This window comes from Nocardia sp. NBC_01377, assembly GCF_045040005.1.
GTDB classification, from domain to species: domain Bacteria; phylum Actinomycetota; class Actinomycetes; order Mycobacteriales; family Mycobacteriaceae; genus Nocardia; species Nocardia noduli.
Genome location: NZ_CP109566.1, coordinates 3829319 through 3848130 on the forward strand (window position 1 = coordinate 3829319; position 18812 = coordinate 3848130).

Annotated in this window: 15 protein-coding genes and 2 pseudogenes; 6 read left to right on the forward strand and 11 right to left on the reverse strand. The window is 66.3% G+C overall.

Features of this window, described 5'->3' with window-relative positions; all coding sequences use genetic code 11:
* Positions 1–38 precede the first annotated feature (38 nt).
* The 7 genes and pseudogenes from OG225_RS17650 to OG225_RS17680 form a co-directional block, all read right to left on the reverse strand.
* On the reverse strand, positions 39–1250 hold the full coding sequence (locus tag OG225_RS17650) for an acetyl-CoA C-acetyltransferase (RefSeq protein WP_405182660.1): 1212 nt from the start codon (positions 1248–1250) through the stop codon (positions 39–41).
* A 76-nt stretch (positions 1251–1326) separates the two neighbouring features.
* Positions 1327–1737 (reverse strand): nuclear transport factor 2 family protein, encoded by a 411-nt coding sequence (locus OG225_RS17655; RefSeq protein ID WP_405182661.1) that lies wholly within the window; start codon positions 1735–1737, stop codon positions 1327–1329.
* Complete coding sequence (locus OG225_RS17660; RefSeq protein ID WP_405182662.1) at positions 1730–2506, reverse strand: enoyl-CoA hydratase/isomerase family protein; 777 nt, start codon at positions 2504–2506, stop codon at positions 1730–1732. Before OG225_RS17660 ends, OG225_RS17655 begins: the two co-directional genes overlap by 8 nt.
* A gap of 107 nt (positions 2507–2613) precedes the next feature.
* Positions 2614–4134 (reverse strand): class I adenylate-forming enzyme family protein, encoded by a 1521-nt coding sequence (locus OG225_RS17665; RefSeq protein WP_405182663.1) that lies wholly within the window; start codon positions 4132–4134, stop codon positions 2614–2616.
* A gap of 138 nt (positions 4135–4272) precedes the next feature.
* A pseudogene (locus tag OG225_RS17670) lies at positions 4273–5088 on the reverse strand (thioesterase family protein).
* A gap of 141 nt (positions 5089–5229) precedes the next feature.
* Positions 5230–5586 (reverse strand): hypothetical protein, encoded by a 357-nt coding sequence (locus OG225_RS17675; protein ID WP_405182664.1) that lies wholly within the window; start codon positions 5584–5586, stop codon positions 5230–5232.
* Positions 5587–5681: 95 nt separating this feature from the next.
* A complete protein-coding gene (locus OG225_RS17680) occupies positions 5682–5999 on the reverse strand; it encodes a hypothetical protein (protein ID WP_405182665.1) in 318 nt (105 codons plus the stop codon).
* A gap of 258 nt (positions 6000–6257) precedes the next feature.
* Between OG225_RS17680 and OG225_RS17685 the strand changes: the two genes are divergently transcribed.
* From OG225_RS17685 to OG225_RS17695, 3 genes are all read left to right on the forward strand, one after another.
* A complete protein-coding gene (locus OG225_RS17685) occupies positions 6258–7508 on the forward strand; it encodes a cytochrome P450 (protein WP_405182666.1) in 1251 nt (416 codons plus the stop codon).
* A 51-nt stretch (positions 7509–7559) separates the two neighbouring features.
* Positions 7560–7868 carry an alcohol dehydrogenase catalytic domain-containing protein gene (locus OG225_RS17690; RefSeq protein WP_405182667.1) on the forward strand — a complete coding sequence of 103 codons (309 nt, stop codon included), beginning with the start codon at positions 7560–7562 and terminating at the stop codon, positions 7866–7868.
* 187 nt (positions 7869–8055) lie between these two features.
* Entirely contained in the window at positions 8056–8523 is a 468-nt protein-coding gene (locus tag OG225_RS17695) for an SRPBCC family protein (protein WP_405183288.1), read from the forward strand.
* A gap of 31 nt (positions 8524–8554) precedes the next feature.
* Here the strand turns inward: OG225_RS17695 and OG225_RS17700 are convergent, their stop codons facing one another.
* The gene (locus OG225_RS17700; RefSeq protein ID WP_405182668.1) at positions 8555–9412 is read right to left on the reverse strand and encodes an alpha/beta fold hydrolase; all 858 of its coding nucleotides are present in this window, start codon (positions 9410–9412) and stop codon (positions 8555–8557) included.
* 382 nt (positions 9413–9794) lie between these two features.
* On the opposite strand from OG225_RS17700, the gene OG225_RS17705 reads away from it, so the two are divergent.
* The 3 genes from OG225_RS17705 to OG225_RS17715 are packed head-to-tail and all read left to right on the forward strand — an operon-like array spanning position 9795 to position 14615.
* Positions 9795–12557, forward strand: coding sequence for an ABC transporter permease subunit (locus tag OG225_RS17705; protein ID WP_405182669.1), 2763 nt, complete (start codon positions 9795–9797; stop codon positions 12555–12557).
* Complete coding sequence (locus OG225_RS17710; protein WP_405182670.1) at positions 12550–13308, forward strand: ABC transporter ATP-binding protein; 759 nt, start codon at positions 12550–12552, stop codon at positions 13306–13308. The genes OG225_RS17705 and OG225_RS17710 overlap by 8 nt, the downstream gene beginning before the upstream one ends.
* Before the next feature lie 47 nt (positions 13309–13355).
* Positions 13356–14615, forward strand: a complete 1260-nt coding sequence (locus tag OG225_RS17715) for an ABC transporter substrate-binding protein (protein ID WP_405182671.1) — start codon at positions 13356–13358, stop codon at positions 14613–14615.
* Positions 14616–14698: 83 nt separating this feature from the next.
* Here the strand turns inward: OG225_RS17715 and OG225_RS17720 are convergent, their stop codons facing one another.
* The 3 genes and pseudogenes from OG225_RS17720 to OG225_RS17730 all read right to left on the reverse strand — a co-directional run.
* Positions 14699–16333 (reverse strand): AMP-binding protein, encoded by a 1635-nt coding sequence (locus OG225_RS17720; protein ID WP_405182672.1) that lies wholly within the window; start codon positions 16331–16333, stop codon positions 14699–14701.
* A 114-nt stretch (positions 16334–16447) separates the two neighbouring features.
* Complete coding sequence (locus OG225_RS17725) at positions 16448–17989, reverse strand: AMP-binding protein (RefSeq protein ID WP_405183289.1); 1542 nt, start codon at positions 17987–17989, stop codon at positions 16448–16450.
* Between the two features lie 522 nt (positions 17990–18511).
* Positions 18512–18769 (reverse strand): annotated as a pseudogene (locus OG225_RS17730) (helix-turn-helix domain-containing protein); the annotation flags it as partial.
* Positions 18770–18812: the final 43 nt, after the last annotated feature.

Consider the following 18812-nt stretch of genomic DNA (forward strand, 5'->3'; position numbering starts at 1 on the left):
CCTTTTTCTCTGCTGTCCGCCATCGGCGACGACGGTGATCACGCGACCCGCTCGAAGACCGCGGTCAGGCCCTGTCCCCCGCCGATGCACATAGTCTCCATCGCGTACCGCTGCTCGCGACGGTCCAGTTCGCGCAGCATTGTGGCCAGTATCCGGACGCCGGTGGCCCCGACCGGGTGCCCCAGCGAGATACCGGAACCGTTCACATTGAGCCGGTCGAAGTCGGTGTCGGTGAACTTCCAGGCCGCGGTGCACGCGAGCGCCTGGGCCGCGAACGCCTCGTTGAGTTCGATCAGATCGATGTCCTTCATGGCAAGACCGGCCCTGGCCAGTGCGAGCTCCGAGGACGGCACCGGCCCGATGCCCATGCGATGGGGCTCGACACCTGCGACCGCCCATGTCACCAGACGCGCGAGCGGCCGCAGCCCGAGTTCGTCGGCCTTCTCCCGAGTCGTCACGAGGCACGCGGCGGCGCCGTCGTTTTGTCCGCTGGCGTTGCCCGCGGTCACCGTGGCCTTCGGATCGGCTTTCAGAAGAACAGGTTTCAGCGCGGACAGCGATTCCATACTCACGTCGGCCCGCGGATGCTCGTCCCGGTCGACGGTGCTCTCGCCCTTGCGGGTCGCCACCGTGATCGGCACGATCTCGGCCCCGAATCGGCCGTCCTGTTGTGCGGCCAGCGCGCGGCGGTGCGAGTTCAGCGCCAACTCGTCCTGCGCCTGCCTGGTGATCGAGTATTCCGCGCGCAGGTTCTCGGCGGTTTCGAGCATTCCGCCCGGCACCGGATAGTGCTTCCCGCCTGCGGTGACCCGACCCCGGCCGATGCGATCGGACAACGGAGTCGAGTCGCCGCGCAGCCCGAAACGCAGGCCCAACGCGTAATGCTCGGCCTGGCTCATACTTTCGGCTCCGCCTGCGACGACCAGATCGGCGACTCCGGTCTGGATCCGCATCGCGGCGTCGATCACCGCTTGCAGCCCGGACCCGCAGCGGCGGTCCAGTTGCAGGCCGGGCACGGTCACCGGCAGGCCCGCGTCCAGCGCGGCGACCCGGCCGATGGCGGGAGCCTCGCCGTTCGGATAGCACTGACCGAACAGCACGTCGTCGACCTCGGACGGCTCGATCCTGGTACGGCGCATCAATTCACGCAGCACCGCGGCGGCGAGATCCACCACGGGCACCTCCTTGAACACGCCGCCGTAGCGCCCTACCGGACTGCGCAGTGGCTCACAGATGACCGCATCGCGCATCTGAATTCATCTCCTCGGTTGTCGACGGAGGATTCCGTCACGGCCTGCCTACGATCGGGTCCGCGCTCGGGGCCGATCACGGTTCGGCGGCCAGTTCGCCCGCGTCGTTCAGGAATCGGCATCGCATTCGCCGGATCGCCCACGCCGTGCCCGCGGTTCCGACGACGTGGACGTCGTAGATCGCCAGCCGGTGCGGCGACCGGTCGGCGGGGAAGAACACCAGTTGCATCCGCACGTCGGCGCCGTCCGCGCGAGCGGTGACCGTCGAACGTCCGGCGAGATGAATCCCCTTCGGCGCTCCGGCGAACATTCGCCGGATCCGCTGACGGCCCGCAAAGACATGGCCGTAGGTGTCGAATTCGCCGTCTTCGAGGAACAGCGCCGCGGCGCCGTCGATATCGTCCACGTCCAGCCGCAGCGCGTACTCGGACAGCAGATCGTCGATGGCGACGCGGTCCGCGAGGGTCAGCGGCGTGATCTCACCCACGGCTGCGGCTGATCATGCTCGCGAGGTTCGCGCGGAAGGCAGGCTCGTCGAACGACTTCGTCTCGGCGGCGAGGATGTCGTCCAGGGCCGACTCGATCCGCTGGGACAGTGGCTGATTGAGCACTCGCCGGGTCTCCGCGAGAGCCTGCGGCGGGAGCTCGACCAGCCGCTTCGCGAGCTTCTTGCCCTCGCTCACCGCCTCGCCCGGTTCGACGATCCGGTTGGCGAGACCATAGGCGTGCGCTTGTTCCGCCGAGATCCGCCCACCGAGCAGCAGCCATTCCTTGGCGCGCTGCAAACCCATGTTCAGCGGCCAGGTCAGCGCTCCGCCGTCGCCCGCGACCAGCCCCAGCGATACGTGCGGGTCGGCGAAATACGCCGCCCGCTCCATCACGACCAGATCGGACAGCGACGCGAGGCTGCACCCGAGCCCGACCGCCGGGCCGTTGACCGCGGCGACGATCGGCACCGGGAGGCCGGCCATGCCACGCACGAGCGACGCGGCTTCGGTCATGATCCTGGCCCGCAGATCCACATCCCGCGTCATACGCTCCAACAGCGGCAGGTCACCGCCCGCGGAGAAGGCCTTACCGGCTCCGGTCAGCACCACGGCGCGCACGTCGGACCGTGCGGCCAGTTCGCTCCACACCGCCGATATCACACCGTGCAGTTCCTCGTCGGCCGCGTTCAACGCGTCGGGCCGATTCAGCGTGACGAGCGCAATGCCGTCGTCATCGACTTCGATGAGCAGGACATCACCTGCGGACATGGGTACCTCCTCGCACCGTCCGTCAGCATCTCAAAAAACATTAGTCGACGTCAATACTGAAGAAATGGTTCGAGAGTTCGCCCGGCGCAACAGGCCGGGAACCGCCTTCACGAGGATCGACCCGAGACGGTCTCGGTCAGGCGGCGACGCAAGATCTTGCCCGAGGCCGAGCGCGGGATCTCGTCGACGAACACCACGTGTCCGAGGCGCTTGTACCGGGCTAGTTCGGGTGCGAGCCATTCGATGAGCGACCGCTCGTCGGCCGAGGAGCCCGCCGCACGCACGACGACCGCGCACGGAATCTCCCCACGCCTCTCGTCGGGAATGCCGACGACCGCGCAATCTGCCACATCCGGCGAACGACTCAGCACCGTCTCGATCTCGACCGGAGATACCTGATAGCCGGAGACCTTGATCAGTTCCTTCAGCCTGCCGCTGATGACGATCCATCCGTCGGCGTCCACCGAGCCGAGATCCCCGGTCCGGTACCAGCCGTCCGCCGTGAACGGGGATGGCGTCGACTCCGGAAGATAGCCTGCCATTCGCGCCGGACTGCGCGCCACGAGTTCGCCGGTGGAGCCGCGTGGCAACACCGTGGTCGAGTCGGGGTCCATGGCCTCCACCTCGACAGCATCGGCCGCGCGGCCCACCGAGTACAGACGGCTCTGATCGAGCCGGTCGACCGGACTCACCGCCAGGATCGGCACTTCGGTCGAACCGTAGGCGGGCTGCCAGGCGACGCCGGTGCGATGGGTGAACTCACGGGCGATATCGGCATTGATCGGCGTGGCGGACCAGTTGAGATAGCGCAGACTGCTCAGATCGCGCGACTCCAGCGCGGGCATTGCCGTCAGCGCGGACGCGATCGGCGCCACGGTGATTCCGATGGTCGTGCGATCACGCTCGATGCCGTCCACCATCTCCGCCACACCGAATCGGGGGAACAGCCGGATGGCGGCGCCCCCGAGAAAGGTGGCTCCGACATTGACGATCCCGAGGATGTGGGACAAGGGCGTGACCGCTTGCAGACGATCGGCCGGGCCGACATCCAGCGCGGAGCGCCATTGCCGCGTGGCCACGGTGAGCGACCCGTGGGTGTGCAGGACCGCTTTCGGCAGGCCCGTGGTGCCGGAACTGAACGGGAGGGCGAGTTCGTCGTCCGCCCGGGCGGACCGACTCCATGGCACCTCGGGTGCCGGAGCGGCCGCCAACAGACTGTCGAAGGTTGTCCAGCGCCCGTTCGCCGTGCTGTCGCCCACCACGACGCACAGGTCCGGCCACCGCGATTCGTCGAGTCGGGCCAGACTGTCCGCGGTCGCGATCACAGCGCTCGGCCGGGTCGTTTCGAGGCAGTGTCGGAGCTCGTGGCCGCGCCACGCGGTGGAGACCATCACCACGGACACGCGCAATCGCGCGAGCGCGAAGAACGAGATGACCCACGCGGGCTCGTTGCCGACACACAGCGCCACCCGAGTTCCCGGGCGGACACCGCACCGATACAGCTGCGCACCGAGGTGATCGGCCGCAGAGGCGAGCCGGGAGTAGCTCCACACCTCGTCGAGGTACCACATCGCAACAGACTCGGGATGCGCGTGCGCGGCGTCGAAAAGGATGTCGCCGTAATCCATCGGACAACCTCCGCTCAGGGGGGAAACAGGTCGGACGTCCCCCACCGCCGCTCGTGCCGCCGAGAACGAGTCCCGACCGAGACGTCGGAGCCGGACCCGAAGCCATATTTTACACCGACGTCGAAATCAGGAGCCGGGTTATGTCTTCGAGAGCCGGCGACGCAGGAGCACCGCCTGCTGGATGCCTGCGACCGGGCCGCGGTGATCGAACAGCGTGCCGATCGTGGCGCCGACACCGTCCGGGCCGTAGGCGGCATCGGCCCTGACCCCGGTCCATTCCCCTTCCGGCGCCCGGTAGAGGTGAACGGTGATGTCGGTGTTGAGGAAGGTCCACTGTCGAACGGAGGCCTTCGTTCCGACACCGTTGGCGTTGTCCGCGACCGCGAACAGCCGTTCGAGCGGCGACATCGTCTCGCCCTGTACGAGGTCGACGGCCGAGCGGATCCACGGCTCCCCCGCGCCGTCTCCTCCCCCCCGGCACGGTCAACCAACGCCGGTCCAGCGTGGATACATACCCGGAGGGGAAGCGCTCGAACCGCGCCCGAGGCATGTCGTCACCGAGCGCGGGAAGCGGGGGCGCGAACGAACGCTGGATCTCGGCCGTATCGGTCTGCTCCATCCGCCAGGCCCACGCCCTGGCGACCGGACGCGAACCGGCCGCCGCATCGGCCGAAGTCATGACCGCCGAGACGAGTTCGATCTTCGTCCCTTTTCGTTCCACCCGGGCCGAGACCCACACCGGAGCCACCGGAACCGGACCGAGCAACTCGACCACGACCCGGCTCAGCCGCGTGTGCCCGCGCGCGGTGCGCAGTTGTCGAGCACGCGGACGAGAAGTGCGCACGGTGGCCCGCCGTGCTGCATATCTCCCCACGTACCGCGGGTGAGATCACCGGAGGCGAACAGCTCACCGAGGTCGCCGGTTTCGATCAACTCGTAGTACGCGTCTCCCATGACAGACGCCTCTCTGGGATGTGAGTCGTGGTGCACCGATGAGTTGCGCGTCGATGACACTCACGGCAGCACGCGCACGACGGAATCGGCGGTCCGTACCGACGCTAAGGGCCGCGCAGCGAACCTGTCAATAATGAGATTCTAGTTTTCGCACTGCTGGGCCATCCCGGCCACGATCAGCGCGACGAAGGCGTCCGCCACTCCTCGCGCCTGGGCGAAACCGCGACCGTAGGAGACGACTCCCGCGCCGAGTGTGCTGAGCAGCGACCAGGTGATCGTCGCGGCCGCTGGCGGATCGGCGACTCCCGCGGCGTCGAAATCGCCGACCAGCGCCTGCTTCGCCGACATCAACATCTCGGCGAGGACGGCGTGGACCTGCGGGTCGTCGACCGCGTACAGCAAGACGTTCACCCGGAAGAATTGCGGATCGGCTTCGAACGCGTCCAGGGCGATGCGGACACGAGTGCCCGCGCGCGTTCGGGGCGCGAGGTCGCTCATCGGCGCCACGAAGTCGCTGGCCGCGAACCAGTCGCGCAATACCGCCGCGCACAGTGACTCCTTGGAGGGGAAGTAGCGGTAGAGCGTGCCGAGCGCTACGTCGGCCGCGGCGGCGACGCGTCGACGAAGGTCGACTCGTGATAGATGGCCGACATCACAGCGGAGTGCACGATCGCTTGCGTGATGACAGCGGCGTCGGCCGGGGAAACGACGCTCAGTTCGGCGAAATCGTCGCGGAAATAGCCGCTCGTGCGCGCCGCGACACCCGAGAGTTCGGCTTTCACTTCGGGATCCGCGCTGGAGAACAGCGCTACCGACAGCCGGAAGAACTGCGGGCTGTTCTCGAACGCCGCGACGATCGCGTGGGCGCGCGCCCCGGCGCGAGCCAGCCCCGCGGGGGCGATCCGCGCCACCGCACTCACGTCCGCGCAGACCGGGCCGAGCTCGCGGAGATCAGCTATTGAAATAAGAACCTAAGTCTTGTTAGCCTCTGTGAGGCGAGTCACCCACCGGTGACCGCGCTCGGCCGCGTGTCTCCGCATCGGGCGCGTATTCATGCCGTGTCGTACGGCAGTGCCCGACTCGGCGCAGTGCGGGCGCCGATCGCCCCCGCGGGGCCAGGCCGAGCCCTCCGTATTTCGCAGTACCGTTCGACCCACAGAAGGACGATCATGGCCCTGTTCCAGACAAGTCACCCGCTCACCACCGATATCGACATATCGTCATCCGGGTTCTGGGCCCAGACGTTCGACGAACGCGAGAAGTCCTTCGCCAGGCTCCGCGCGGAAGCGTCGGTCAGCTGGCATGTGCCGGTCGACTACCACAGCCCGCACGAGGAGAAGGGCTTCTGGGCCGTGACGCGTGCGGCCGACATCACCACGGTCAGCACGAACAGCGAAGTCTTCGAATCCAAGCACGGAACCACCCTCGATCCGAGCAACGCCAGCGCCGCGGCGGGCAGCTTCTTCCTCGCCATGGACCCGCCCGAACACACCCACTACCGCGGGCTCGTGAACGCCGCGTTCACGCCCAAACAGGTCAAAGGCATCGAGTCGAGGATCGTCGCCAACGCCGAGTCGATCGTCGATGACCTGATCGGCGCGGGCGACGTGGATTTCGTGGAGGCGTGCTCGTCTCGGCTGCCGATGGAGACGGTCTCCGATATCGTCGGCGTTCCCCGGTCCGAACGACTGCGGGTAGCCCGGGCGGCGGAAAACCTCGTCGGCGGCGGTGAAGTCGCCGCCTTGCAGGGGCAGGAGCGGTACCAGAAGCTCATGGAAGAAGCCCTGTTCCTCTATGCCATCGCCAAGGATCTGGCATCCTTCCGGCGCAAGACCCCCGGGGACGACCTGATGACCAATCTCGTCGAGGCCCGCATCGACGGCGAAGGCCTCAGCGACGACCACATCGGCGCCTTCATGCTGCTGATGAGTGTCGCGGGTAACGACACCACCAAGCAGACCACGACCAAGACCATGCTGGCTCTCAGCGAGCACCCCAAGCAGCGGGACTGGCTGCTCGAGAACTTCGACGACGCGGCCATGGGCTCGATCGACGAATTCATCCGGTACGCGACCCCGGTCATCCAGTTCTCGCGCACCGCGTCGGTGGACGTCGAACTCGGCGGCCAGCAGATCACCGCGGGTGACAAGGTGGTCATGTTCTACTGCTCGGGAAATCGGGACGAGGCGATCTTCCCCGATCCCAACGCGTTCGATCTCACTCGGCCCCGGACCCGCCACGTCGGATTCGGCGGCGGCGGCGTGCACTACTGCCTCGGGCACAACGTCGCCAAGGTCCAGCTCCGTTCCATCATCGGTGAATTGCTGCGCCGCGTCCCGAACATCGAATTCGGCCAACCGGTACAGCTGGTCAGCAATTTCATCAATGGTATCGAGTCGTTGCCCGCACACATCGGCTGAGCCGAGTCAGTCCGTCCCCAATCCCCTGCCCCGAACGAAGGAACAGCCCCGGTGACGACCTCACTGTCCGCAATCATTCGCGATCCGGAAGCGCCGTACTCGATCGAGCCGATCCGGCTCGATGAACCCGGGCCGGGCGAAGCGCTTGTTCGTATCGTCGCCACCGGCTTCTGCCACACCGACCTCATCGGTCGCAGTGGACTGCTCGGCGAGCAATTCCTGCCCGCCGTGCTCGGTCACGAAGGCGCGGGGGTGGTCGAAAGGGTCGGCGTCGGCGTCAGCTCGGTCGTTCCGGGCGACCACGTGGTGCTGAGCTTCGACATCTGTGGCAGCGGGGCAAGTTTCCCTTCGACCGGATGATCACCACCTACGATCTGGCCGATATCGCGAAGGCCGAAGCCGACGCCATCGCGGGGACCGCGGTCAAGCCGGTCGTCCTGATGCCCTGATCAGGCAGGTGATGACGAGACTCGGCCCGGCACAGGACGTGCGCCCGACCATGGTGACGGCCGATCACCGACCCGACCAATATCTTAGGAAAGACTTCATGGGTATCGTTCAAGTGAGTTCCGAGACCGCGTTCCAGAATTCCGCCGAGGAAATCTACGATTTCGTCACCGACCCGCGCAACTGGGTGAAGGTCTATCCCGGCAGCGAAATGATCGAGGGCGTAGACGAACTGCCGCTGAAGGTCGGCGACAGGTGGCACGAGGCGGGAAAGTCGGAACAACGCTACGAGTGGCGCCTGGTCACCGCTGAGCGGCCTTGGCGGTGGGTGTTCCAATCCCACGGCGCGCTCGGGCACAACCGTACCGACGGCAGCGGCGGACATCAGGGCATCATGACGATCTCGTATTCGTTCCTGTCACCGGGTGAGGGTGTCACGGTATTTCATCGCAGCATGACCGTCGAGGTGCCGAAAGGCGTCGAGTTGCCGCCGGGTCTCATCCGCAGCTTCGAACCGAAGTTCATCGATCAGTATCACGCGGCTGTCAAGAAAGCAATCAACGGCTGACCTGAGCGGCCCCGTCACTCGACCGCCATCACTATCGTGTCGGCTGCGCGCACTCCTCGACGAAGGTCATGATCTCGGCGTGGTACTCGCGAGCGGTGACCCCGACGCTGATGCTGTGGGCCGCTCCGTACTCCTCGGAGGTCACCACACGGCTCGACGCCGTGAAAAGTGCCGCCATCGAGGCGAGACCAGCGGGAGGCGCTTCCCACATGCGCTCGCCGCTTGCCAGGGTGATACGCACGGGCGCGCTCACACCGCGGGCCAGTCGCGGGAACAGCATCGGCCATCGCCCGGCGTCGAGCATGTCGCGGCGTGAGACCTCCGTGAAGCGCATCGCATGATCCAGATACAGTTCTGCCGGCTCCCAGAACAGTTCACGCGCACGGTCACGTGACATCGGTCGAGGCGTCTCGGCGCCATCCCTTTCCGAAGTGACGACGACACCGGGCTGACGGCGGATCCCCGTTCCGGCGATCTCGATCCCGAGCAGGTCGCGCCCGCGCGAATGCGCGGCCATTCGCAACGCGAGAACACAACCCAGGGAATGCCCGACGACGAACACCCGGCACCGATTCGCGTTCTCGGCGGCCAACCGGTCGATGAGACCGAACATCAGCTCGACTTGCCGCCGCGGCACGAGATCCGTCTCCGGCGCGTCGAAGGACGGCCCGTATCCGGGCCGCCACGGCGCGACAACGGTGTACCCCTGTGCCGCGCCGATACGCAACAACGAGTGCTCCGGATATCCCGGCGCGTCGTAGTAGTGCGGTGTTGCCGCCGCTCCGTGCAGCGCGATCACCAACGCGCGCGGGTCGGCCGCGCGAGCGATCAGTCCCGACATCGGAACACCGTCCACGACGCCGGCGAACGGCTCGACCGGACCGTCCATCTCTCCACCTCCACGAACCCTTGCCCACTAGCCACCTGTTACGGTATAAGGTACCGTACCTATTTCAATAAAGCCGGGCCGACTGCGCCCGCTGCCACCGTGGGTGGCCACCGCGAGACGCGCGATCCGACACTCCGGTTCCCCGTAGCGACCGGAACCGGCCGGACCCATCCCGCCGAACCCGACAGCGCTTGCAGGGTGAAATACCTGCTCAAGCCTATTCGGGGAAGAATTTTCATATAGCACTAGATACTGTATCTGATACCGTAGTATGTTACCGAACACACATCCATACGTGTGGGGCATGAGACTCGGCGCGACCACCTGCCCTGGTCGTGCCCGCGGCATTCGCCGAATCAACTCGAAGTGGAGTTACTTGGACATGCAACATTCGGCGTTCCTGCTGCTGGGCCTGGGAAACGGAGCCGTATTCGGCGCCTTGGCACTGGCACTCGTGCTCACCTACCGAAGTTCCGGGGTGATGAACTTCGCGTCCGCCGCGATCGCCCTGTTCTCCGCGTACATGTACGCGAACCTGCGCCAAGGCGACCTGCTGGTACCCATCCCGGGACTTCCCCGGCGCATCGATGTCGGTGATCCGATGGGAATGTGGCCCGCCCTGATCATCTCGCTGCTGCTGGCCATGCTCCTCGGCCTGCTGCTCTACCTGCTGGTGTTCCGGCCCCTGCGCTCCTCGCCCTTGGTCGCGCGGGCGACCGCCGCGCTCGGGATCTCGCTGGCCATGACCGCGCTGATGGCCGAAAGGGCGGGAACGGTCTCGGTGATCGTCGAACCGATCTTCCCCATGGACCTCTGGCAGTCCGGTTCGCTGTCGATATCGGCCGACCGTGTCTACTTCGCGCTGACGATCCTCGTGCTGGCCGTGCTGCTGACGCTGTCGTTCCGCTTCACTCGATTCGGGCTCGCCACCCGAGCCGCCGCCGAAACCGAACGCGGCGCCTACGTCAGCGGCATCTCCCCCGACCGGATCGCCGCCTACAACTGGATGCTCTCCTCCGCTGTCGCCGGACTGGCGGGCATCCTGATCGCGCCCATCGTCCCGCTACAACCGATCGCTTACACGCTGTTCATCGTGCCCGGCCTCGCCGCCGCCATCGTGGCACGCTTCGAGTACGTGATCGTCGCGGTGGTGGCCGGTCTGGCGATCGGCGCGCTGCAGTCGGAGGCGCAGTACCTCGTGACGCTGCACGACTGGCTCCCCTCGGCGGGCCTGCCCGAACTGGTGCCGCTCGCGCTGATCCTGATCGTGCTGCTGGTGCGGGCCAAACCGCTGCCCAGTCGCGGTGAGATCATTCTCCAGACCCTCGGCCGAGCCCACCGCCCGCAATACGTCTACAGCACGGCGGCTGTTGCGACCGCGCTGGCAGCGGTGGCGATCATCGTGCTCGACGACCGCTTCCGCACCGGACTCATCGTCAGCCTCATCATGGCGATCATCGCGCTGTCCACCGTCGTGGTCACCGGCTACGCAGGCCAGATCTCACTGGCACAGTTGACGATCGCGGGCGTGGCAGGCTTCCTGATCGGCCCCATCACCAACTCGCTGCACATCCCCTTCCCCTTCGCGCCATTGGTCGCGGCCCTCTTCGCCGCCGCACTGGGCGTCGCGATCGGACTGCCCGCCCTGCGCATCCGCGGCCTGTTCGTCGCCGTGGTCACCCTGGCGATGGCATTCGCCGTCGAAGCACTCTGGTTCCGTAATACCGATTTCGTCAGCCCCAGCGGTGAACAGATCCCCAAACCCGAGATCTTCGGATGGGACCTCGGTATCGGTCAAGGCATCGCCTACCCCCGGGTGACCTTCGGCCTCCTGTGCCTGTTCGTGCTGGTCGTGGTCGCCATCGGCGTGGCCATGCTGCGCCGCAGCCGCCTCGGCTCGGAAATGCTCGCGGTGCGCGCGAACGAACGCTCGGCGGCAGCGGCAGGCGTCAGCGTCATCCGCGTCAAGATCCTCGCCTTCGCCATCGGCGCCTTCATCGCCGGACTCGGCGGCGCGATGCTGGCCTATCAGCAGCAGACGATCACCTCGGACTCCTTCGCCGCGATGGCATCACTGGGACTGTTCGCCACCGTCTACCTCGCGGGGGCCACCTCGATCGCAGGCGGCATCCTCGGCGGATTCCTAGCCGCCAGCGGACTACTGTTCATCATCACCGACGAACTCGGCCTGACCGGCAACTGGTTCACCGTGATCTCCGGGATCCTGCTGATTATCACCGTCATCTTCAACCCCGAAGGCATCGTCGGCCCCGCCCAAACCTCCCTCGCGAGGTTCCGCGCCGGCCGCGGTCGGCCCGTCGGCCCGAAAGCGGGCGGCGAGAACGCGCCCTCGGCCGAGCGGACCGTCGAACTCTTCGGACACAATCTCGGGGGCAGCACCGACGAAGTCGCCCTCCGGGTCGGGGGTCTCTCGGTGCACTACGGCGGGGTGCAGGCGGTCAACAATGTCGACCTCGCCCTCACCAAAGGCTCGCTCGTGGGTCTCATCGGTCCCAACGGGGCGGGCAAGACCACGGTGATGGATGCCATCTGCGGCTTCGCGAACGCGAGCGGAGAGGTCGAACTCGAAGGGCGTTCACTCGCGAACCTTCCTCCGCACAAGCGCATCCGGGCGGGTCTGGGTCGAACCTTCCAGGCCATCGAACTGTACGACGACCTGAGCGTCTACGAGAATGTCAAGGTCGGGCGCACCGCGACCGCCGCGCGCACCTCCGGTATCCGCGTCGGCCACGATCGCGGCGCGGTAGAGACGATCCTCGAACTGCTCGGCATCGCCGAATTCAGCCCGCGCCCGGTCGCGGAACTGTCCCAGGGCCAACGACAACTGGTCTCGATCGCACGCGCGCTCGCAGGCTCCCCATCGGTCCTGCTACTGGACGAACCCGCAGGCGGGCTCGACAGCTCGGAGAGCCGCTGGCTCGGCGAACGACTGCGCCCGATCGTCGACAGCGGTGTGACCATCCTGCTGGTCGACCACGACATGGACCTGGTGCTCACCATCTGCGACACCATCCACGTCCTGAACTTCGGCGAAGTCATCGCCAGTGGCACACCCGCGCAGATCAGAGCGAATTCGCTGGTCACGCAGGCATATCTCGGTGGAGAGGCGAAAGTCAATGGTTGACCTGATGGAGACCCGTCACGGCGACAAGGGCTCGCCGCGGAGCACGGTGCTGGACTGTCGCGGACTGGCCGTCGGCCACGGGCCCACGGTCGTCGCGCGTGACATCGAGTTGTCGCTGCGCGAGGGCGAAGTCCTGGCGCTGCTCGGCCCGAACGGTGCGGGCAAGACGACCCTGCTCAACACCATCGCCGGAATACTGCCGCGCTGCGCCGGAGAGATCTCGCTCGGCGGGACCGCGCTGCACAACGGAAGGCCCGCCGAGGCGAACAAGCGCGGCATCGTCCTCGTCCCGGACGACCGGGCGTTGTTCACCCGTCTGACGGTTCGCGAGAACATTCAGATCGCGCGCCGCAAGAACGGACCGCAACTCGAGCAGATGCTGGATCTCTTTCCGGCACTGAGGAATCGGCTCAAGGTCGCCGCGGGCGCTCTGTCCGGTGGCGAACAGCAGATGCTGGCGATGGCGCGCGCACTCGTGCAGAAGCCGAGGGCGCTGCTCATCGACGAGATGAGCATGGGACTCGCGCCGGTCATCGTCGAGAACCTACTGCCCGTCGTCCGCCGGATCGCCGATGAGACCCACGCGGTCGTGGTCCTGGTGGAACAGCACGTGCAACTGGCGCTCGAGGTCGCCGACGAGGCCGTTGTCCTCGTCCACGGATCGGTGCGGCTGCGTGGGCCGGCCGACGAACTCGCCAGGAACAGAGAAAGGATCGAGGCGGCCTATTTGAGCAGCGACGAGTTCGTCTGAGATCCGACGCCGTATTTCGATGTAGCAACCTCGTTCAGGAGAAAGAAATGTATTCGACAAGAAAACGTCGCGTCGCGATCGCCGTCGCCGCGATGTCGGTGGCGTGCACCGCCGCCATGACAGCGTGTAGTAGTTCGCAGGACTCGTCGGCGCCTGCGGTCGTCGACAAGTCGGCACTGGGGACGCCGAACAAGGCGACCGGAGATCCCGTCACCGTCGGCTTCATTTACAACGGCAAGACTCAGCTCGGCGACACGACCGACGAAGTGCTCGGTGCCCAGTCCGCCATCGGATACGCCAACGACTACCTCGGCGGGATCAACGGCCACCGCATCGAATTCAAGGCATGCGCGTCAGGGCTCGCGCCATCCGGGACCACCGACTGCGCGAACCAGATGGTGCAGGCCAAGGCAGCGGCCGTCGTCGTCGGGGCGTTGAACAATCTCGACGCCGCGATCGACACCCTGCGGCCCGCCGATATCCCGATCTTCATGTACGGCGGGACAACGCAGAAGTCTCTCTCGACCCCGGGGGTGTACGGCTTCTACAACGGCATGTCGGCTTTCGGCATCTCGGCCGTCCAGGCCCAGAAAGCCGGAGCGAAGAAGGCCGCGGTCATCGTGGCCGCGGTCCCGGTCGCGCAGGGTTCGGCCGAAGGGGTCGGCAAACTCGTCTACGGCAACGCCGGGGTCCCGCTCGAGGTCGTGCCGATCCCTCTCGGCACCGCCGATATGATGCCCCAGGTCACCGCGACCGGTAACGACGTCGGCCAGTACCTGGTACTCGGCAGTGACGCCTTCTGCTTGAGCAGCCTCAAGGCGATTCGCACACTGGCACCGAAGGCGGCGATCACCATTCCGGACCGCTGCATCACTGTCGGAACCGGCGGCTCGATCCCCAACGGATACGAGGGCATGGAGGTAGCGACCTCCGGCGACTACACCCCCGAGGCGCCCGACTCCAAGATCTTCACCGCGGCCCTGGCCGAATACGGCGACGGCGGCAAGTTCGGGCCGACGACCGGATACGGCTGGCAGCCCACGCTCGCGTTCATCCAGGCGCTGAACGCCACCAAACCCGCCGAACTGACACCGAGCAGCATCCTGGCGGCCGTGCAGTCCGCTCCCGCGCTCCCGCTCCCGCTGGGCGGCGGCGTCACCTATCAGTGCGACGGCAAGCAGAACCCGCTCTCGCCGTTCATGTGCGGCAACGACGGCGTCGTGGCCACGGCGGCCAAAGACGGGACGCTGTCGGACTTCCGCAAGGTCACACTGCAACCGTCGCTGTTCAAGCTGCCTGGCAGCTGAGCGACCGGCGGCGATGAGCGTCCGGTCACCGGATCGATCCTTCCGGATTCGGTGACCGGACAAACTCACGCCTCCGACAACAGTCAACACGCGCCGTTGGGCCAGGACATATCATGACCGGAATACGCTCTGTCATCGGCGGACACCCGCTTCATGAATCGCACGTCCGAGAAGAGTTCTCGGATCTTGTTGCGTTGCAGCTTTCCGGTCTCCGTTCGGGGGAAATCGACGAGGAATCCGAAGCGCTCCGGCCGCTTGACGGCCGCGAGCACATCGCCGCAATACTCCTGCAATTCCCGCTCCAGGATCCAGCTCGGACCGGACGCCGTGGACGGCTGGATGACCGCGAGTACTCCGCGCCCCGGATCCGCGTCCGGAATGGCGACCACCGCCGCGTCGGAAACCGCCGGATGCAGCATCAGATACTGTTCGATCTCGGCGGGATAGATGTTCACCCCGCCTGCGACGATCAGATCGGCGCGCCGGTCGAGTAAATAGATGTAGCCGTCCTCGGTGACGTACCCGTAGTCGCCGCCGGTGACGAGATTCCCGCGGCGGACCGCGGTGGACCGGTCCGGGTCATTGTGATACTCGAAGATGGGATCGTGTTCTTCCGAGCCGAAGTAGATGGTGCCAGGAACGCCCGGCGGCATCTCGTCGCCGCACTCGTCGACGATGACCACGGAAGTCCGCGGCAGCGCCCGTCCCACGGTTCCCGGCCGGCTGAGCCACTCCTCGGGGCCGACTCGCGACACCCAGCCCTCGTTGGATCCGAAGTATTCCCAGATGATCGGCCCGAGCCAATCGAGCATCTTCTGCTTGATCAGGATCGGACACGGTGCGCCGCCGTGGATCACGAATTCCAAGCTCGCAAGGCTGTATTCGGAACAGACGTCGTCGGGAAGGCGAAGCAAGCGATGGAAATGCGTCGGAACGAGGTGGCTGCTCGTCACGCCGTAGCGATCCACATCACGCAGAAATGTCCGGGCATCGAAACTCGACTCGATCACCACGGTGTGACCGAAGTGCAGGAGTCCGATCGCGAACGCGCCGGGCGCGGAATGGTGCAGCGGCGAACAGACCAGATGCACTCCCCTGCCCGGTTGCGCGCCGTACGAGGCGAAAGCGGGCATGAGATGCCGCGAGATCACCGTTTCCGGCCGCATCCGCGGCAGGCACCATTTGACGCCCTTCGGCCGCCCGGTGGTCCCGGCCGTGTAGTCGATGAGACTGCCCGCGCTGCGATCCTCCGGCGGCGAAGTCGGCTGCCCCGTGATCAGCGCTTCGTAGGGCTGCCACCCCGTGGCGGCTCCGCCGCAGACGAAACGGTGGCCGGGAAGGTCCTCGGGGGACCATCCCGACACCCGTTCGGCATCGGCGATCAGCACGGTCGCGTCGCAGTCGCGCACGATGAAGGCGATCTCCGCGTCGGCGAGCTGCCGGTCGATCGGCACGAAGTACATTCCCACCTGGGCGGTGGCGAGATACAACTCGATGTACTCGAACCCGTTGGGCACCACGGCGGCGACGACGTCTCCGCGCCCCGATCCCAGCGTTCGCAGGGCGTTCGACAGCGCGTTGACCCGGTCGAGTAGGCATCCGAACGACATTGTCGGCCCGTCGGGAATGACCAGTGCCGTTCGATCTCGGTGCGCCCGCGCGAACAGGTAGAAGCCTTGCCAACCGCCGCGATCGGCTGCTCCGAAGGTGGTCGCCATTGGACCTTCTTTCATGCGTCGCACTACGAGCGAGGTGGAAGCCGGCGCTTTCCGATAGTAGAACGAGAATCTCAGTTTGAACAGGTTGTCCGAGCGACCGGCGCCGTCCGGCTACTACGCGAGCTGGCCCGCCGCGAGCATCTGGCGGAGCCGAAACTTCTGCACCTTGCCGCTCGCGGTACGCGGGAACTCGTCGACCCGGTGTAGTTCCTCGGGCCATTTCTGCTTGGCGATACCCACCGCCGCGAAATGCGCGCGCAGATCGTCCATCGTGGGAAGTTCATGACCGAGCTTGAGGCGGACCACGGCCGCCGCGTGCTCCCCGAGCCTGCTGTCCGGCGCCGCGACGACGGCGGCCTCGGCGACGCTCGGCATCGAGAGCAACACCTCCTCGACTTCCAGGGCGCTGATGTTCTCACCGCCGCGGATGATGAAATCGGACTTGCGATCGGTGATCGTCAGGTAGCCATCGGCATCGATCTCGCCGACGTCACCGGTGTGATACCAGCCCTGCTCATCGAAGACCGAGGCCGTCAACTCCGCGTCGGTATAGCCGAGGAACAGGTCGGGTCCACGACTGAGGATCTCCCCGTCCTCGGTCAGCGTGATCTCCGTGCCGGGCAACGGCGAACCGTCGGTGTAGAGACGCTTCGCCTCGGGAGCCGTGTACAGCGACGCCGTGATCGAGGGGTGCTCGGTACTTCCGTACGCGCGGTAGACATTGATGCCCAGACCGGTCAGGCGGTCGGTGACCGCGGCCGGAACAGCCGAGCCGCCCAACGGCCCGTACTTCAAGCGCGCGAGGTGCTCGGGGGTGAAATCGGGATGTTCGATCAGACTCGTCAGGTAGTACGGAACCCCGCCGCCCACCGTCAGCCCCTCGCTGCTGATCAGCTTCAGCACCCGCTCGGGATTCCAGACGTCGAGCAGGTGGATCGAACGCCCTCCGAGCACCGGAATCAGCAGCGCGCTGAGCATTCCGATGAAATGCCCGACCGGGGCGGCGATGAGCTGCGCGCCGATGTCATGGGGATAGGTCGCGGCTAGCTGCCGGGTCTCGAATCCCAATGTCCGATGACTGTGGACGACCCCCTTGGGATCCCGGGTGGTTCCGGAGGTGAAGGCGATCACCGCCGGGCGCGCGGGATCGACGGCGACGAGGTCGGTGAGAGGTTCGTCGGCGAGCAGGTCATCGAAATCTCGGTCGATCACGCCGACGATGGGGATCTGTGCGCACAGGTCCTCGTGGACGGCCATATTGCCGAAGTTCTCGGCCGCGATGAACACCTTCGGCTCGACAGCGCCGAGGATGTATCCGAGCTCCTTGCGGCCGTAGATGTGCACGATCGGCACGACTGTGGCTCCCAGGATGGCCGTAGCCCAGAAGACGGCGGCGGCCTCCATCCAGTTCGGCAACTGGAAAGCCACGACATCCCCCGGCCCGACGCTCCGGGCGCGCAGTCCCGCGGCGAGTCTGCGCGCCACACGCTCGACGTCGCCGTAGGTGCCCGACCACGGCCGTACGGCCGAGTGGACTCGGAATTCGGCGTCGGGGTTGGCTTGCAGACCGCGCACCAGCATGTCGCCGAGGGTGTCGGAATTCCACCAACCCTCCGCCGTGTAGTGCTCGATCAGCTCCTGCGGAATCTCTCGCATTTTCGGAACTCCTGTTGCGGGTAGCCCGGGGCGAACGGTCGCCCGCGGTGCTACCGGATGTTTGGTCGATTGGTCGGAGGGCGTCGGTTGCTGAAAGCCGACCGCGGCCAGGCAGAAGGCGACCAGTTGGTCGGTGACGTGGTCGACGCGAGCTGGTTCCGTCACGAAGGCGAAGTGGTGGAACACCGACATCACGAGCTTCATCATGAACCAGGCATCCCGTGCCGGGTCGGTCGAACGCAGGGCACCCTGCGCGACGGCCTGCCGCAACGCGCCCTCGATGAGGTCGGCGAAGGGCTGATTCGCCAGCATCATCTCGTCGGGGAACAATTCGTGCAGACGCCAGTGCTCGGCGGTGATGAACCGTGGGCCCAGTGTGCCGCTATCCGCGGATCGGTGCAGGGAACGCACCGCGGCGTCGATATAGAACCGCAGGCGCGCGACCGGATCCGAAATCGCGTGTCCCGCGGCGTCGAACGAAGCCACCTGCTTGGCGATCTCGTCCTCGAACACCGCCAGCAAGAGCTGGTCCTTACCCGCGAAATGGCGATAGAAGGTCTTCAGCGCGACACCGGCTTCCCCGGCCAACTCCTGGGTCGTGAACGATGCGCCCTTGGCCCGGATGAGCCGTCGTGCACCGTCGACGATGATCTTCGCCTGACGGGCGCTGCGCGTGCGCGATCGCTGCACCGAGGGTGACCGATCGGCAGCGCGGGCGGCCCACGCCGCATCTGCCCCGGCGAAGCCGCCGACGGCGGGAGTTTCCGCTCGATCGGTCACGACTGCTTTCCTTTCCAGATATCCGCGTTACGGCGAGGAGGCG

Bases quoted from the DNA above. Each gene is read 5' to 3' on its own strand.
- OG225_RS17650 (WP_405182660.1), bottom strand. From the start codon at position 1,250: ATGCGCGATGCGGTCATCTGTGAGCCACTGCGCAGTCCGGTAGGGCGC.
- OG225_RS17660 (WP_405182662.1), bottom strand. From the start codon at position 2,506: ATGTCCGCAGGTGATGTCCTGCTCATCGAAGTCGATGACGACGGCATT.
- OG225_RS17665 (WP_405182663.1), bottom strand. From the start codon at position 4,134: ATGGATTACGGCGACATCCTTTTCGACGCCGCGCACGCGCATCCCGAG.
- OG225_RS17675 (WP_405182664.1), bottom strand. From the start codon at position 5,586: ATGAGCGACCTCGCGCCCCGAACGCGCGCGGGCACTCGTGTCCGCATC.
- OG225_RS17685 (WP_405182666.1), top strand. From the start codon at position 6,258: ATGGCCCTGTTCCAGACAAGTCACCCGCTCACCACCGATATCGACATA.
- OG225_RS17695 (WP_405183288.1), top strand. From the start codon at position 8,056: ATGGGTATCGTTCAAGTGAGTTCCGAGACCGCGTTCCAGAATTCCGCC.
- OG225_RS17700 (WP_405182668.1), bottom strand. From the start codon at position 9,412: ATGGACGGTCCGGTCGAGCCGTTCGCCGGCGTCGTGGACGGTGTTCCG.
- OG225_RS17705 (WP_405182669.1), top strand. From the start codon at position 9,795: ATGCAACATTCGGCGTTCCTGCTGCTGGGCCTGGGAAACGGAGCCGTA.
- OG225_RS17710 (WP_405182670.1), top strand. From the start codon at position 12,550: ATGGTTGACCTGATGGAGACCCGTCACGGCGACAAGGGCTCGCCGCGG.
- OG225_RS17715 (WP_405182671.1), top strand. From the start codon at position 13,356: ATGTATTCGACAAGAAAACGTCGCGTCGCGATCGCCGTCGCCGCGATG.
- OG225_RS17720 (WP_405182672.1), bottom strand. From the start codon at position 16,333: ATGGCGACCACCTTCGGAGCAGCCGATCGCGGCGGTTGGCAAGGCTTC.
- OG225_RS17725 (WP_405183289.1), bottom strand. From the start codon at position 17,989: ATGCGAGAGATTCCGCAGGAGCTGATCGAGCACTACACGGCGGAGGGT.